This is a genomic window from Acetobacter sp. ESL1128, assembly GCF_058505085.1.
This window is the reverse complement of the sequence record NZ_CP196369.1, coordinates 593,514-608,808: the sequence shown is the minus strand read 5'-3', so window position 1 is coordinate 608,808 and position 15,295 is coordinate 593,514. Positions and strand designations below refer to the sequence as shown.

The following is a 15,295-nucleotide window of genomic DNA, read 5'->3' as shown; positions in this document are numbered from 1 at the left end:
CCATGACCACGCCTCCCTTCTCTGATGAGGTTCTTGTCGCTGCCCGCGCGCAGGCCATGGAGCTTGACCTCCCCCCGGCCTGCATTGCTGGCGTGATTGCCAACACCCATGTGTTGCAAAACTATGCGGCCCTTGTAAGGGATTTTCCACTCCCCGACACATGCGAACCAGCGGGAGACTACACACCATGACCCGCTTTGCAAGCGCACTGGGTATTGCGCAGGACATCCGCAGTGGCAAACGCAGTGCGGCCTCCGTCATGCAGTCGGTGCTGGCCACCATCAACCAGCGTGATGCCGCCATTCACAGCGTGACCCACCTGTTTGCGCAGCAGGCCATGGAGCAGGCTCAGGCCGTGGATGCCCTGCTGGCCCGCAACAAACCCCTGCCCCCGCTGGCCGGTGTGCCTTTTGGAGTCAAGGACCTGTTTGACATTCAGGGCCATGTTACCACCGCAGGCTCCATTGTGCTGCGCAATACTCCCCCCGCCACGCAGGATGCCGCCATTGTGGCCCGCCTGCGCGCAGCCGGAGCCATTGCCGTTGCCACACTCAACATGGATGAATTTGCCTACGGTTTTGCAACCGACAACGCCCATTACGGCATAACCCGCAACCCGCACGATACAAGCCGCATGGCGGGTGGGTCCTCCGGCGGGTCGGCCGCGGCTGTTGCTGCTGGTTTTTTACCGCTCACACTGGGGACAGACACCAACGGATCCATCCGTGTGCCGGCATCACTCTGCGGGGTATGGGGGTTAAAGCCCACATTCGGCCGCCTCCCGCGGGAGGGTGCTTATCCTTTTTCCGCCAGTCTGGACGTAGTGGGGCATTTTGCCGGAACGCTAGATGACCTTATGGCCGCCTTTTACATTATGGCGGACACACCAGCCGAACCCGAACCCCAGACCGTACGCGCGGCATGCCTTGGCGGCTGGTTTGCGCAAAACCTCAGCCCCGCCCTTGCTGCGGCCATAGGCCGGGTCTGCCAGCATCTTGGTCTGTCGGGCAGTGTAGAACTGCCACAAACACCAACAGCCCGGGCTGCATCCTTCCTGATTACAGCGGCAGAAGGTGGCACGCTCCACCTGCCCCGCCTGCGCGCAGCGGCAGAGGAATACGACCCTGCAACCCGCGACCGGCTTCTGGCTGGTGCCATGCTGCCCTCCAGCACCTATGTGCAGGCACAACGCTTCCGCCGCTGGTTCCGCCAGCAGGTGCATGCCGTGTTTGAGCAGGTGGATGTGCTGATTGCCCCTGCTGTTATGTGCGAAGCCCCCCGACTGGATGACCCAACCGTTATGGTTGACGGTAAACCGGCTTCCGCCCGTGCCAATCTGGGCCTGTACACGCAGCCTATCACCCTGCCGGGCCTGCCCGTGCTCTGCCTGCCGCTCAGGAACACCGGCACCCTGCCGCTGGGCCTGCAACTGGTAGCAGCTCCCGGGCGCGAGGCTGCTCTGTTCAGTCTGGCCCGCAAGCTGGAACAGGCTGGTCTGGCCGGGCGCTGCCCGCTTGAGGCGCAACAGGCTGCTTAAAAAGCATGTGCCGGGCAACACTTCACCCGGCACATGCCCCCCAGAATAAAAAACATCTGGCAATCAAACAGCTTTTAATGAGTTCCAGAAGGAATCCATTATACAGCGCGCTCTGATAACGCATGAAGGTTTTTGCCCATGAAATGAATGGGGCATCACCTCACAAATGGTAGCTGATCTTTGCAAAGTAATACCCACCCATAAACCCATAGGCAGAATAATACGGGTATTTAAATGCCCCGCTCGAAGACGCCTGCCCGGCCTTGGAAACCTGATTGGGATATTTGTTAAACAGGTTTTGCGCCCCCACACTAAGCGACCAGCGGGGATTAATGTCGTAGCTGACTGTCAAATTGGTAATGAAGGCGGGTTTGACCACTGTCCAGTCCTTTGCCGCAAGGCTGGGGTTGGCAATATATGTCAACTGCCCGTAACGCTGCTCCTGAAAAGACACGAGCCATTTGTCTTTTGCCCATGTAATCCCAAGGGTTTCCCTGTTTTTGGGTGAAGAGTGTAACAATGTGTTCTGGGCATACGCATCAAAATACGGCTGGTTGAGAGCCAGAAGCTGAGAGGGCGTGCTGTTGTAATGGCTGATTTCCGTATCGGCAAAATTGACGCCAACAGAAAAAATCCATTGCCCGTACTTATGCAGGTTCAGGTTATATGCCGCATTAACATCCCCACCATTGGTCACGGTGTTAACCGGGTTGGTATAGTACTGAACGTAGCGGATACCATTTAACCCCAGATTATTGAGCATACTCTCCACCGCTGTTCCTCCAAACTGTGTGGAGTTTGCCATGCGGTCGTTAATGGCAATGCGGTAAAGGTTGGCGGTTAACGTAAAATTATCCACCGGGTGCGCATCAATGCCAATGCTGTAGCTGCGTGAGTATTCACCTTTCAATTGGCCGCCACCCAGCGCCTTGGCCGCAGCACTTGTGGTTGGGAGCTGTGCAAATGTGTAGGTCGGAAATGTTGAGGTATAGTAATAATTTTCCTGACCAAGAGTAGGCGGACGATAACCCGTGTTAAAATTCGCACGAATGGCCCAGCGTTTGTTAAAATCATACCGCGTGCCAACAGACCCTGTTTCCGTTGTGGCAAGGCTGGAATAGCTGACCACATGGCCACCTAGTGTCCACTCCCATTTTGGGAGAATATGGAAAGAAAGATTAACGTGCCCGTCAAACGTATCGCGCGCTGTGTTGCTAGCTGTATCGGGGGATGCCCCAATATGGCCCGATGCGCCGGGGGTGGCGGTGGCACCGGCGTTTGGCCCATCCAGCACCTTGACCCCACCATTAGCCCAGGACTGATACTCCCCCGCCGTTAACTGGAACGTATCGTGCCGGTATTCTCCCCCAAACTCCAGCGTTACCGGGCGAGACAGAAAAGAGGGCGTAAAGTTTCTGGATGCTTTAAAACCCGTGACCAACTGGGTGGAAATATCCGAACCATCATAAAAATTGCGTTTGCTGGCCAGCCCGAATGTCGGGTTATCGGAATTGAGAGTTGTATAGCTCTCATCATCCCGCCCGAAGGTTACATAGCCATCCCAGTCAAACCCAGCGGTTGTACCCTGCACGCCACCGTTAACCTGAAAGTCATTTTCGGTCATGCCCATGAGCGGAATAAAACCATCCGGGTAGAGTGCTCGAACCGTATTGTTATTGGCCGGATTACGGTAGGTCACCTGATTTTCTACCGTTCTGTGGCCATAGGTGGCCGTCAGATAACCACGAATACTATCTGTTATGGGCAGGGCACCATTAACGGAGAGTGTCTCCATTGTTGTATGGCCCAGCCCTTCCAGACGGTTAAAGTCACGGCCAGCCTTTGTCTGGCGCGGGTCCACACTGCCATCAGCCAGCGGGAAATACATGCTGCCCGTATAAAGGCCCGAGCGATTGGTCGGTAACTGGTTGGAAACCTGCGCCGCAACATCCAGATAACCACCACGGTTCCCCAGTTTTATCGCGTAGTCTCCATACCCGTTTACGCCCACGCCATCTCCGGCGTAATATCCGCTATCCACAAAATTGAGCGACCCCCCGCTTGTATTGTGCTTGAGCACAATATTAACCGCCCCCGCTATGGCATCCTGGCCATAAAGGGCGGACGCGCCTTCTGTAATGACTTCAATATGATCAATCGCGCTTAAGGGGATCAGGGACAGGTCAGCCGGTTCCGTGCCGGAATTGGGGCCTGCATTGGCATTGAAGTTTGCCGTCAGGTGCCGCCGTTTACCATTCACCAGCACCAGAGTCTGGTCGGCCGAGAGGTTACGCAACTGCATGGTACGGATAAAACGGTTGGACCCCACCCCGCTGAATGAGGGGGAACTGACTGAAGGCATTAACTGCTCCAGCGCAGCCATGGCGTTGCTCTGCCCGGTCCTTACAATTTCCTGCGCACTGATCACCTGCACATTAGCCGTGCTATGCCTGCGCGTAGTGCCGGACAACACCGGGTCTTCCTGCTTGCCCACAACCGAGATCAGCTCTGGCGATGCCTGCAAAACATCCTGCTTATGGGCAGTTTTTTTTACTGCGGACGCATTTTTTACAACAGCCTGATGGGCTGGCGCTGCATGTGCCCCCTGCCGGTCCCGACTTTTGCCTTCCTCCGCCGTGCCAGCATATGCCGTGGCCGGTAGCGCCGCCATAACAACAACTATTGGGAGTGCTTTCCTTCCACTCGCAACTTTAATAACCATAGCAAACGATCCCTTTTTCATACAACTAATTAAAATAGTTGTATTAAGATAAAAAAACGCCAGATGGCTGATTCAGTAAGTAAACGTGATGGGAGGCGGCTCCCCGTTAAGAAGAAAATTGCCAATTGCCTTGTATTTATAGGCAACACTATCATGCGTTGTGTGTGTGCGTGCGTTGCGCCAGTGCCGGTCAAAGTTGAACGGTTTTTGTGTGGTTGCAGCACCACCCACATCGTACAGCTTCTGCGCAACATGTATTGCGCTTTCCGTGGCCGCTATTTTGGCTTCCGCAATAGCAATGGATGACTGGACAAGCAGATTTTCGGTTTCCGCTGTTGTGCTCCGCCCCTGGCGGACATCCTCCAGCTGGGCACGGGCAGCCTGTTCCACATACTCGGCCGCACGCCGGACCAATGCTTCCGCCGCTCTGACACGGGCAGAAATTTCCCCCACCGTGTAAAGAATGTACGGATCATCACTGGCTCTGCTCACGCCACTTTCACGTAAAGGACGGGTGTGGTTTTTGGCCCAGTAAACAGCATCATCCAGCACTGCCAGCCCAATGCCCACATCAATGGAACAATGGATAAGCTGTGCGGAGGCCCCTACGTAGTTCCGCCGACCTGCCCAATGCCCTGTGGGAATAATCTGCTCTGGCGACAGAACAATATCATGGAACTCCGTTACACCACTGGCTGTGGTACGCTGGCCCATTCCGTCCCAGTCATCCAGCAGCACAAGACCCTGTGTGTCTTTGGGGAGCATGACATAAATCCCCTTGCCCGCCTCATCCACCGCCTGCACCTTGATCAGGTCGGCAAACAGGCAGCCGGTGCTGTAAAATTTGCGCCCACGCAAAACTGTTTTGCCATCGACATGCGCAATATGGGTATGGATTTCCCCCCGGAAGTTCCCGCTCCGCTCAGCCACGGCACCGGAGCTGATAATACCGCGACCAATCTGCCCCAGATAACGCGCCTGTGCATCCGGCTCGGCCATAAGCCTGAGTTGCTCGATATTGATAAAATGCGGGAACAGAGCCTGCGCCACATTGGGGTCTGCCTTGCCCAGAGCTATAAAAATCTCAGCCACGGCACTCTGGCTGACATCTCCCCCACCCAGTTCTTTCTGCACACGAGCGGCACCAAGGCCTGAACTGGCGATTTTTTCAAAAATGGCAAATGGCAGGATCCGCTCCGCATCCCGCTGGGAGGCATCTTCGGCAACAAGCGGGGCAAGCGTGCGGGCAATATGAACATAATCTGTCATGAGTGTGAATCCACAATCGAATGAGAAGGAGAGGCCGGGAGGCGTGCCGTGCGGGCCGTCATGGCCAGCAGCACAACCACTCCAAGCCCGACAAACAGGCTGACAATACTCAGGGCGACCTCAAACCCGCCCAACCGGGTTTTGAGAAAACCGATTAAAACCGGAACAAGCATGCTGCTGACCTGACCGCAGCAGTTGATCAGTGCAAAGCCAATGGCGCGGTCCTGTGCAGGCAGCAGGCTTGCAGGAATGCTCCAGAAAATTGCTGTGGCAATCAGATACCCTGCGACCATGATGGTTAGAAAAAACACTGTGCTCATGGTGCCATGCACCATCCATGGCAGTGCCAGCATACCGGCCATGGCCAGAGCACCACCCAGAGCAAAATGCCAGCGCCGCTCCTGTTGCTGGTCAGAATGCTGGCAAGCCAGAAGCATGGCCACAATACCCACGCCATGCGGCAGGGCGCTGAGCAGCCCAAGCTGCTGCAGGTTCTGCACCCCTGCGGCACGCAACAAAGAGGGCACCCAAAAATTGACCACATTGCCGGTGCACGTAATGGTCAGGCAGTAACTCAGGGATAACAGCCACAGCGTACGGTTGGAAAAAGCACTGGCAAGCGATGCCCGAACAGGCCGCACGACAGAAGATGGTTCGCGCACCATGGCCTGTAGAATGATGTTTTTTTCATCACGCCCGAGCCAGCGGGCATCGGCCGGCCTGTCCGCCAGCCAGCCAAAAGCCACAAACCCGGCAATAACTGGCGGCAGCCCACCAAGCAGAAACAGCCACTGCCACCCATGCCAGCCCCAGACCCCGGCCATATGGGTCATGATCCACGTTGCGCTTGGCCCGCCCACAATGCCGCAGACCGCTATAGCCATGATAAAGCGTGACGTAATCCGGGCCCGGTACGCACTGGGGAACCAGTAAGTCAGGTACAGGATAACCCCCGGGAAAAAGCCAGCTTCCGCCATACCCAGCAAAGTCCGCGCGACGTACAGGGAATACGCCCCCTGCACAAACGCCATACCAATAGTCACCAACCCCCAGAAGATCATGATCCGGGCAAGCGTTCTCCGCGCTCCCCAGCGTTCCATGACCAGATTGCTGGGAATCTCGCACAGCAGATAACCCGCTGAAAAAAGACCAACAGACAGACCAAAAACCGTATCGCTTATGTGCAGGTCCGCGCCAAACTGCAAATGGGCAAAACTAACGGCCACACGATCCAGCCAGTTAAAAACAAGGCAGATAAAAAGGAAGGGCATCAAACGCCATGCAACACGGCGAAAAACAGCGCCTTCAGTCTGCCCGGCACGCGTCAGGCCATCATTGTTCATATCGACCCACTTCCAGCCTGGCCTGATCAACCAGTGCATAATGCCTGTCCAGTCGGGTACGCCGCTCGGCCAGCAGCAAACGCTTGCTCCATGCCATGGCGGATGTCGGCAGTGCTGCCAGCCGGACCGCAAGGGCTGTAGCTTCGGCCAGCGGGTCCTGCGCAAGGGAGGAAACAAGCCCCATGCGTTGTGCTTCTTCCGCACCAAAGGTGCGACCGGTCAGCATAATATCCAGTGCGGCGGCCTCCCCGATCAGGGAAGGCAGTTCAACCGCGCTAAACCCGGAGAGCATGTCATGCTCGACTTCAGGAAAGCGAAAAGAGGTCTGTGGTGCCGCAATCCGAAAATCACAATACATGGCTATACTTATTCCCAACCCAATGACATGGCCGTGCAGTGCGGCAACAACTGGTTTTGTAAAATCCTCCGCCACACCGGGAATACAGGAGGCCAGAACATCTGTTGTGGCGACCTGCTGCGTTGTTGCGATTTCCTTCAGGTCCGACCCGGCACAGAAGGCCCGCTCACCCGCACCGTGCAACACCACGGCTCTGACTGTGGAATCACGCAGTGCTTCACGCCAGACGCGGCCCAAGGCGGCTTTGTCGTGGCTGTCCAGCGCATTCAACCGGTCAGGGCGGTTGAGGGTGATGGTGAGGACACCGGACTGTATAGCACTATCTATCATGGTGTATTCCGTTTTAAAACATGATTCAGAGTCGTTAATTTATACATAGCAACAATTTTCAATGTGGAATATAAAAAGTTTATATTTTGGTCTATGTGTTCGTAATTCGAACATTTATGGAGGGACTACGGCATGAAAGCGATCATACTCTCGGACTTTGGCGGTCCATCTCAACTCCGGGTGGAGGAGGTACCAACCCCCGTAGCAGGCCCGCATGATGTGCTTGTGCAGGTGGAAGCTGCCGGAGTCTGCCACCATGACCTGCTGCACAGGGCGGGCAAACTGGCAGGTGCCCCCAAGGGGGTCATTCTTGGCCATGAGGTCGCAGGGCGTGTTGTGGCAACCGGTGCCGCAGTCAGCACTCTTCAGGTCGGGGACCGCATAACAGGCTATCAACGCCGCTTTTGCGGCCAGTGCCGCGACTGCCTGAGAGGGCGGCAAGACCTGTGCCGCGCGGTCTCCCTCCCCGCCGTGGATACAGAAGGTGCTTATGCCCAGTATATCCGCCTGCCTGCGGTATCTGCCATTCGCATACCGGATAATGTGAGCTTCCAGCAGGCGGCCCTTGCCTCCTGCCCCATTGGCACCGCCATGCGGGCTCTTATCTCGCAGGCCGGGCTTACTGCGGGTGAGACCGTGCTGGTCAATGGTGCCAGTGGCGGGCTGGGCGTGCACCAGATCCAGATTGCCCGCGCACTTGGGGCACACGTCATTGCCGTAACCGGGGACAGCGCAAAAGCCAGCAGGCTGGAAGAACTGGGAGCCTCTTCCGTTGTGGTTGCACGGGATGGAAACTACAGCGCCGAGGTGTGGAACAAAACCGGCAAAAAGGGCGTGGATGTTGCCATGGAAAATCTGGGCAGCACTCTCCCCCAGACCCTGCGTGCAACGGGCATGGGGGGGCGCATTGTGGTGCTGGGCAACATTGCTCCGGGGGCTGTTGAAGTTTCACCCGGCCTGCTTATCGGGCGCAGGTTACGTGTACAGGGCTCAGGCAGCGCCACGCTGGACGAGGTCAGCCAGTCTCTGGCCATGATTGCCTCTGGCCTTGTTCGCCCCCAGATCGACCGTGTCATGCCCTTTACCCAGGCGGCTCAGGCCCATGCACTGCTGGAGGCACGGCAGGTCAATGGCCGCATTATTTTGAGCGGATGGTAAGAGCATGAGCATACAACAGCTTTTTTCCAACGCGGCTTCCCGCTGGCCAGAAACACTCGCCCTGCATGAACCCGCCACGGGCCAGAAGCTTACATTCTGGCAGATAAACGCGGCTTTACAGGGATTTGGAGCCTTTCTGGCAGAACGGGGCATTGCCTGCGGCGCGCGGGTTGGCATTCTGGCTGATGCCAGCATCCCTTATCTGATTGCGGATTACGGCAGCATGGCCTGCGGATATGTGCGCGTGCCGTTTGACCCTTCCCTTTCTGTTGAGGAACTGCGCAACCAAATTGCCGATGCCGAAATTGCCATTCTGCTCCACGACCCCATTCATGCAGAACTGGCACAGCAGGCGGGGGGTGCCACCAGTGTTCCGCTCCCCACCACATGGCAGACCATAACTGCACATACGGCAGCCCCGCAGGCCGGTGGCTCCCCCTCCACGCTGGCGTCCCTCAACTATACTGGGGGCACAACGGGCCAGCCAAAAGCTGTTATGCACACACAGGGTAGCCTGACTGCCATTGTCAGCAATATCGGGCAGGCCCGCCCGACATCTGCGGGGGATGTGCTGCTTAATGTCCGCCCCCTGTGGCCCATTGCATCGGTTTCCGTGTTGGCGCATCTGTGCCACGGGGGAACGGTCGTGCTGGGTGGGCGTTTTAATCCGTCCACGTTTCTGCCCCTCCTCCAGACAACGCATGCCGCCTACAGCTCGCTTGTACCCACACAGATTGCCCGTCTGGTGCAGCACGCTCAGGCACACGGCACCATTGCCAATAGCCAGAACCCCCTTCCCTTTTTCCGTTCGCTGGATGTTGGCGCGGCCTCCCTGCCGCCCGAAACGCTGGAAAAAGCCATGCATCTGTTTGGCCCCCGGCTGAGTATTCTGTACGGCATGACCGAAGCACCATGGAGCTTTTACCTGCCAGCACCAGAACTTGCCGCCCTGCACCAAGCCGGCACCTGCGCTGGAGCTGTCGGTTTTCCCCTACAGCACGTGCAGGCCCGCTTAAACGCGCACAGCACGCAGCTCCACGCTGGGGAAGTTGAAATTCACGGCCCTCACCTTATGGCGGGATACTGGAAACAGCCCCAAAAAACAGCCTCCGTGCTACACGATGGCTGGCTGGCCACAGGAGACCTTGGCATTATGGACAACACCCATATGCTTAAAATTGTGGGGCGCAGCAAAGAGATTATTCGCTCTGGTGGCATGTCCGTGCAGCCAGCCGAAGTTGTTGACTGCCTGCTCTCCTACCGCGGGGTTGCAGAGGCCCATGTTTTTGGTGCGGCCGACCCCGAATGGGGGGAGCGCGTCTGTGCCGCCATAGTCCTGCATGCCAATACCGAGCTGGAAGCGGATGAGCTGATCCTGCATTGCAAAAAACAGCTTTCCCGCCACAAGGTACCCAAACAGATATTATTTGTACCGCACCTGCCGCGCTCTCATTATGGCAAGGTACAACAGGCAAAACTGCTCAAACTTCTGGAAGAATAATGTCCCGTGCGGTCAACCAAACAGTTGTTCGGCAATACCCCCACAGGCCCGCTGCAAATGCCGCGCCAGAGGGGAAGAAACCTGCAACACTGCATCCATCTCCAACCCCGCTATGACCAGCGCACCCACAGCCGCATCCTGCCCCCGGCGGATTGGATACCCCATAGAGGATAAACCCTTGCGCTGCTCGCTATGGCCAAAAGAATATCCGCCAGCCTGAGCAACCTCCAGCAGTCTGGGGCGCACCCGCTCGTAACGCTCATCCCCCACTGTCTGGCGCGCCTGCGCCTCGGGGTAGGTTGCCAGAATGGCGCGTCCACTGGTGCAGCTGTCTATGGCAAATTTGTCATCCAGATCCGCAACAACATTAAAAGGGGTTGCGGCTGTCCACATCCGTTCGATCAGCACAATCTGATCCCCCACAGGCAGGGCGACAGAGACAATGGCAGGCCGATCCGCAATAACATTCTGCAAATCAATGGTGTATGGCAGCGCAATCCGCCGTAGGGGCAGGCGCGTCAGGTAGGCACTTGCTGCTAGCAGGCAGCCACCCCCAAGGCGGTATACTCCATGTTCCGCCTCCACCTGCCGCCAGTGCATCATCGCTTTTAACAGCCTGTGGACCGTACCACGGTCCATACCCGTCAACCGCGCAAGCTCCAGTGCTGTCAAACCCTTGGAGACACCTGCCAGATGCTTTTGCAGCGCCATATACTTATCAAGGACCCCAACGCCGCTACCCTGCATAACCCCCGACCTTCACAATTCTATCAGTTCAAATATTGACTTCATAAACCCTGAACCTAGGCACGCCTATCCTGAACCAGCCATTCAAGGAGCAGATGCTTGCTCTTAGGCTCCGCGGCATCTTCGCGGTAAACGATATAATACCCATATGCGGGGGTCGCGCGAATATGGGTGACGGGGATCAGTTTTGCTCCGGGGTCAAAGTGCTCAAGCAATGCAGCACGCACAAGGGCTACCCCCATACCCTCCCGTGCGGCTTGGTACATCATGGCAAAGTCACCAAAATGAGGCCCCTCTACAGGTTCTGACCAAGGCAGCCCGGCGGCCATAAACCACGGCTTCCATGGTTCCAGAGGGCTCCTTAGCATAGTGCAGTGTTCCAGGTCGGCAGGTGCAAAAAGACGATGCTGGTTTATAAAATCCGGTGTTGCGGCAGGAAAAATATCTGACTTCATAAACATCAGGCTTTTCATTCCGGGATAGTTGCCTGTTCCAAACCGAATATAAATATCCGCCCCTTCGGCTTTGACATCCAGCCCGGAAGAACTGAGTTCAATACTGATCTGCGCCTCGGGGTGTTCCTGCTTAAAACCCTGTATTGCGGGCCACAGAATCAGCCGTGCAAAAGACGGTGGTGTGCTGATTGTGATGCTGGCCTCAATATTATTGGCCAGACGGGGCAGTTTAACAGCCTCAAGCGCATCAAGCGCATGCCTTACAACCGTAATATACGCCTCCCCAGCGGAGCTGAGAACCAATGCACGGCCCTGCCTGTGGAAGAGGGCAAAGCCCGCCAGTTCCTCCAGAAGTTTGATCCGGTGGCTCACGGCACTTCTTGTCAGCAGCAACTCCTCAGCCGCTTTGCTGAATGATCCGTGCCGGACGGCACTTTCAAACGCGTAAAGCGTGTTCAGGGGGGGAATGCGGCGTTGCATCTGGGACTTCTGCTCTGAGATTGGTGAAAAAACTTTGACAGACAGGTGCGACGATTTCAACCCACCCAATTCCAAATCCTCCTTATAAATTAGATGGAGAATTCAAACCGGGGTTAGAAAAATGTCCACGATTGCCAACATCATAAAATTAAATCCGCTGGATGATGTCGCCATTGCCACGCTGGCCCTGCCTGCGGGCAGCCTGCTCGAAGGAACCGACGGGGTGCGCACTGCCACCGAAATACCGGGAGGGCACAAAGTTGCCTTAAGAACAATCCAGCGCGGTGATCCCGTACACAAATATGGTCAGATCATAGGGTTTGCGACGCAGGATATTACTCCCGGCCAGCATGTGCACATCCAAAACCTTTCTATGGGCCATGATTTTGCGCGGGATTATGCGTTTGGCAAAGGGGTAAAACCGTCGTCCGAACCAGCCGAGCACCTGACTTTTAATGGATACCTGCGCCCGGATGGCCGGGGAGCAACACGCAACCTTATAGGAATTGTCAGCACGGTTAACTGCTCTGCCACAACTGTCAAAAAAATTGCCGAACACTTTGTTCGGTCAGATGTTCTTGAGCACTACCCTAATGTTGATGGGGTTATTCCTGTCACACATGGCTTTGGGTGCTGTATCGACTCAAAGGGGGAAGGCCTTCAGCAACTTCGGCGGACAATTGGGGGCTATGTGGTGCACCCCAACTTTGCGGCAGTTCTTGTGATCGGGCTGGGGTGTGAGGCAAACCAGATGGACGCCATATTCATGGCCGAGAATGTAAACCCCGGTACACGCCTGATCCCCCTTGTCATGCAGGAGGAGGGCGGAACGCAGAAGACCGTTGATGCCGGTATTGCCGCGATTGAAAAAATCCTTCCCGAAATCAACACTATCACGCGTGAGGCCCTTCCGCTCTCGCATCTGGTCCTTGCCTTGCAGTGCGGTGGATCGGATGGGTATTCGGGCATTACGGCAAACCCCGCTCTGGGGCATGCGGTTGATCTTCTGGTCGCACAGGGTGGTTCAGCCATTCTGACCGAAACTCCGGAGATTTATGGAGCAGAACACCTGTTAACCCGCAGGGCAGCACGGCGTGATATTGGCGAAAAACTCGTCAATATCATCCACGGATGGGAACAATACGCAGAGCGCGAGCACGGCAGCATTGATAACAACCCCACCCCTGGCAACAAAAAGGGAGGGCTGACAACCATATTGGAAAAATCTCTGGGTGCGGTCGCAAAAAGTGGTTCCACCGCGCTACAGGGCGTTTACCACTACGCCGAACCTATTGATGCGCGTGGGTTACTGTTTATGGATGCTCCCGGATATGACCCGATGGGCGCTACGGGCCAGATTGCCTGCGGGGCAAACCTGCTGGCGTTTACAACTGGCCGAGGCTCCTGTTTTGGATCCCGCGTTGCCCCTACCATCAAAATCGCAACAAACACCACCATGTATAACCGCATGCAGGATGATATGGACATCAACTGCGGCAGTATTCTGGATGGCCATTCCAGCGTGACGGACATGGGGGAAGAGATTTTTCACTTCATTATCCGCATGGCGTCAGGGGAGCACAGCAAGAGCGAAGCGCTCAATGTTGGTAACGAGGAAATGGTCCCATGGATGATCGGGGCCCAGATGTAATCTCAGGGCCGTAAAAGAATGTTTTGACGGCCATAACAGCGCAGGAAGGGCAATGCCCCCCTGCGCTGCCTGTAATAAGGCGCTCCAGCCCAATGGCAACCATTATGACCGTGCCAGAAACGGGTGCATAAGGCCGTTCCAGAGCAGAAAACCCGCAAGCGTAAACATGATGCATCCTATAAACACATCCAGAATCTGCCATGAGCGGGGGCGAGCAAACAAAGGCTGTAAAAGGCGTGCCCCATAGCCCAGAGCCGCAAACCACAAAAAACTGGCAGACGCCGCCCCTGCTGCAAACATGGGCCTTGCTGATGGAGGCTGTGCCGTGGCCGCAGCCCCCATCAGCAGCACTGTATCAAGGTAAACATGAGGGTTAAGCCATGTAAAAGCTGCCACGGCCAGCAGCGCCTGCCTTAACGAAATCCCACGATCCACCTGAGCCAACATGCTGCTCTGATTTGCCGCCCGGTACAGTGATTTTGCGCCATACCATGCCAGAAACAAGGCACCAGCCAGCGTAAGACCCGCCGACAGGGCAGGCAGAGCAGACGCCAAAGCCCCGACCCCACTCACACCCGCAATAATCAGCACGGCATCCGAAAGGCCACAGAACAGGACAATCATCCCGACATGTTCCTGTTTAAGACCCTGCCGCAGCACAAACAGGTTTTGTGCACCAATGGCTACGATCAGAGATGCGGAAAGCGCAAACCCAGCGAAAAACGAAATGAGGAACAGCATCATGCTGTTTCACTATGTCCTTTTTCCCAATAAGAAAAACTTGTTTTTCTAAATGATATGAAGCATTCCTTACTTATGCTGGATTACGCTGCCTTGGGTATTGTCAGTGCCGTTGTGCGTGAGGGTTCTTTTGAAGGAGCGGCTCAGGCTCTTGGCATTACATCGTCCGCCATTTCACAACGCGTCAAAGGGTATGAGGAAAAACTGGGCGCACTGCTGGTTATCCGCGGGCAGCCCTGCCAGCCCACCACGCTGGGCAAGGCTCTTTGCGCCCATATTGACAAAGTCCGCCTGCTGGAAGCTGAAATTCCTCAGCTTTCTGGAGATGCAGCATTATCCGTCTCCCGCTCACCCACGCTCAAAATTGCCGTTAACGCGGATAGTCTCGCCACGTGGCTTCCATCCGCAATTTCTGGCTTCGTAAAAGAAAGCGGGGTTTTTCTGGACCTGCTTATAGAGGACGAAGCCCATACGGCGGACCGGCTGCGGTCGGGCGATGTCATGGCCGCAGTTACGGCAGATTCAAGCCCGGAGTCCGGCTGCCGCACGCTACACCTTGGCACGTTACGTTACGCAGCCTGTGCAAGCCCGGATTTTGTGCAACGCTATTTTTCTCATGGATGGACGCAAGACGCATTCTCCAACGCGCCCTGCATGTGCTTTGAAAAACGGGACAGGCTGCAAACACGGTGGTTGCAGGAAGTCCATCAGCTCCCTTTGCCCCAACACGTGCATTATATCCCAACCCCTCAGGGGTTTCTGGATTTTGCACTCGCCGGAATGGGGTGGGGGTTACAACCCCTTGCACTCGCCAAAGCGCACCTTGAATCCGGGCGGCTTGTCGAACTCGCACCAAAGCACCGAGTAAATGTTAATCTGAACTGGGTTACTCCGCGCCTGAAAAGCGAATTACTGGACAAACTCACCCGGAATCTTAAAATGCAATGCTTGCAAAGCCAATATCTTGAGCGGGAATAGCCCTAAACCTTCCAGCTTCTCTGCG

At 56.0% G+C, this 15,295-nt stretch carries 13 protein-coding genes; 6 read left to right on the top strand and 7 right to left on the bottom strand.

Translation table 11 applies throughout. The features are described 5' to 3' along the window. Nucleotides 1-2: 2 nt before the first annotated feature. Together ACSYTG_RS02920 and ACSYTG_RS02915 are read left to right on the top strand one after the other, a co-directional pair. The gene (locus ACSYTG_RS02920) at nucleotides 3-191 is read left to right on the top strand and encodes a DUF4089 domain-containing protein (RefSeq protein ID WP_086646602.1); all 189 of its coding nucleotides are present in this window, start codon (nucleotides 3-5) and stop codon (nucleotides 189-191) included. Next, nucleotides 188-1,537, top strand: a complete 1,350-nt coding sequence (locus tag ACSYTG_RS02915) for an AtzE family amidohydrolase (protein ID WP_489783752.1) — start codon at nucleotides 188-190, stop codon at nucleotides 1,535-1,537. Before ACSYTG_RS02920 ends, ACSYTG_RS02915 begins: the two co-directional genes overlap by 4 nt. Before the next feature lie 160 nt (nucleotides 1,538-1,697). Here the strand turns inward: ACSYTG_RS02915 and ACSYTG_RS02910 are convergent, their stop codons facing one another. The 4 genes from ACSYTG_RS02910 to ACSYTG_RS02895 form a co-directional block, all read right to left on the bottom strand. Further along, the gene (locus tag ACSYTG_RS02910) at nucleotides 1,698-4,208 is read right to left on the bottom strand and encodes a TonB-dependent receptor plug domain-containing protein (protein WP_086646678.1); all 2,511 of its coding nucleotides are present in this window, start codon (nucleotides 4,206-4,208) and stop codon (nucleotides 1,698-1,700) included. Nucleotides 4,209-4,331: 123 nt separating this feature from the next. After that, entirely contained in the window at nucleotides 4,332-5,528 is a 1,197-nt protein-coding gene (locus tag ACSYTG_RS02905; protein ID WP_489783753.1) for an acyl-CoA dehydrogenase family protein, read from the bottom strand. Continuing rightward, the gene (locus tag ACSYTG_RS02900; RefSeq protein ID WP_086646599.1) at nucleotides 5,525-6,871 is read right to left on the bottom strand and encodes an MFS transporter; all 1,347 of its coding nucleotides are present in this window, start codon (nucleotides 6,869-6,871) and stop codon (nucleotides 5,525-5,527) included. Before ACSYTG_RS02900 ends, ACSYTG_RS02905 begins: the two co-directional genes overlap by 4 nt. Then, nucleotides 6,861-7,559, bottom strand: coding sequence for an enoyl-CoA hydratase/isomerase family protein (locus ACSYTG_RS02895; RefSeq protein WP_489783754.1), 699 nt, complete (start codon nucleotides 7,557-7,559; stop codon nucleotides 6,861-6,863). The genes ACSYTG_RS02900 and ACSYTG_RS02895 overlap by 11 nt, the downstream gene beginning before the upstream one ends. Before the next feature lie 132 nt (nucleotides 7,560-7,691). Between ACSYTG_RS02895 and ACSYTG_RS02890 the strand changes: the two genes are divergently transcribed. Together ACSYTG_RS02890 and ACSYTG_RS02885 are read left to right on the top strand one after the other, a co-directional pair. After that, a complete protein-coding gene (locus tag ACSYTG_RS02890) occupies nucleotides 7,692-8,717 on the top strand; it encodes an alcohol dehydrogenase catalytic domain-containing protein (RefSeq protein WP_489783755.1) in 1,026 nt (341 codons plus the stop codon). A 4-nt stretch (nucleotides 8,718-8,721) separates the two neighbouring features. Next, nucleotides 8,722-10,218, top strand: coding sequence for a class I adenylate-forming enzyme family protein (locus ACSYTG_RS02885; protein WP_489783756.1), 1,497 nt, complete (start codon nucleotides 8,722-8,724; stop codon nucleotides 10,216-10,218). Between the two features lie 12 nt (nucleotides 10,219-10,230). On the opposite strand, the gene ACSYTG_RS02880 is transcribed toward ACSYTG_RS02885, so the two are convergent. Beyond that, the gene (locus tag ACSYTG_RS02880) at nucleotides 10,231-10,965 is read right to left on the bottom strand and encodes an IclR family transcriptional regulator (RefSeq protein ID WP_491706442.1); all 735 of its coding nucleotides are present in this window, start codon (nucleotides 10,963-10,965) and stop codon (nucleotides 10,231-10,233) included. A 56-nt stretch (nucleotides 10,966-11,021) separates the two neighbouring features. Further along, on the bottom strand, nucleotides 11,022-11,900 hold the full coding sequence (locus ACSYTG_RS02875) for a LysR substrate-binding domain-containing protein (RefSeq protein WP_415437000.1): 879 nt from the start codon (nucleotides 11,898-11,900) through the stop codon (nucleotides 11,022-11,024). 121 nt (nucleotides 11,901-12,021) lie between these two features. Here ACSYTG_RS02875 and ACSYTG_RS02870 point away from each other — a divergent pair, with 121 nt between their 5' ends. Continuing rightward, nucleotides 12,022-13,551, top strand: coding sequence for a UxaA family hydrolase (locus ACSYTG_RS02870; protein ID WP_489783757.1), 1,530 nt, complete (start codon nucleotides 12,022-12,024; stop codon nucleotides 13,549-13,551). Between the two features lie 102 nt (nucleotides 13,552-13,653). On the opposite strand, the gene ACSYTG_RS02865 is transcribed toward ACSYTG_RS02870, so the two are convergent. Next, nucleotides 13,654-14,295, bottom strand: a complete 642-nt coding sequence (locus ACSYTG_RS02865; protein ID WP_489783758.1) for a LysE/ArgO family amino acid transporter — start codon at nucleotides 14,293-14,295, stop codon at nucleotides 13,654-13,656. 54 nt (nucleotides 14,296-14,349) lie between these two features. On the opposite strand from ACSYTG_RS02865, the gene ACSYTG_RS02860 reads away from it, so the two are divergent. After that, complete coding sequence (locus ACSYTG_RS02860) at nucleotides 14,350-15,270, top strand: LysR family transcriptional regulator ArgP (protein ID WP_489783759.1); 921 nt, start codon at nucleotides 14,350-14,352, stop codon at nucleotides 15,268-15,270. The last annotated feature ends 25 nt before the right edge of the window (nucleotides 15,271-15,295 follow it).

What these genes read in the sequence shown, in the direction of transcription:
- ACSYTG_RS02920 (WP_086646602.1), top strand. Translation starts at nt 3, where the DNA reads ATGACCACGCCTCCCTTCTCTGATGAGGTTCTTGTCGCTGCCCGCGCG.
- ACSYTG_RS02915 (WP_489783752.1), top strand. Translation starts at nt 188, where the DNA reads ATGACCCGCTTTGCAAGCGCACTGGGTATTGCGCAGGACATCCGCAGT.
- ACSYTG_RS02910 (WP_086646678.1), bottom strand. Translation starts at nt 4,208, where the DNA reads ATGGCGGCGCTACCGGCCACGGCATATGCTGGCACGGCGGAGGAAGGC.
- ACSYTG_RS02905 (WP_489783753.1), bottom strand. Translation starts at nt 5,528, where the DNA reads ATGACAGATTATGTTCATATTGCCCGCACGCTTGCCCCGCTTGTTGCC.
- ACSYTG_RS02900 (WP_086646599.1), bottom strand. Translation starts at nt 6,871, where the DNA reads ATGAACAATGATGGCCTGACGCGTGCCGGGCAGACTGAAGGCGCTGTT.
- ACSYTG_RS02895 (WP_489783754.1), bottom strand. Translation starts at nt 7,559, where the DNA reads ATGATAGATAGTGCTATACAGTCCGGTGTCCTCACCATCACCCTCAAC.
- ACSYTG_RS02890 (WP_489783755.1), top strand. Translation starts at nt 7,692, where the DNA reads ATGAAAGCGATCATACTCTCGGACTTTGGCGGTCCATCTCAACTCCGG.
- ACSYTG_RS02885 (WP_489783756.1), top strand. Translation starts at nt 8,722, where the DNA reads ATGAGCATACAACAGCTTTTTTCCAACGCGGCTTCCCGCTGGCCAGAA.
- ACSYTG_RS02880 (WP_491706442.1), bottom strand. Translation starts at nt 10,965, where the DNA reads ATGCAGGGTAGCGGCGTTGGGGTCCTTGATAAGTATATGGCGCTGCAA.
- ACSYTG_RS02875 (WP_415437000.1), bottom strand. Translation starts at nt 11,900, where the DNA reads ATGCAACGCCGCATTCCCCCCCTGAACACGCTTTACGCGTTTGAAAGT.
- ACSYTG_RS02870 (WP_489783757.1), top strand. Translation starts at nt 12,022, where the DNA reads ATGTCCACGATTGCCAACATCATAAAATTAAATCCGCTGGATGATGTC.
- ACSYTG_RS02865 (WP_489783758.1), bottom strand. Translation starts at nt 14,295, where the DNA reads ATGATGCTGTTCCTCATTTCGTTTTTCGCTGGGTTTGCGCTTTCCGCA.
- ACSYTG_RS02860 (WP_489783759.1), top strand. Translation starts at nt 14,350, where the DNA reads ATGAAGCATTCCTTACTTATGCTGGATTACGCTGCCTTGGGTATTGTC.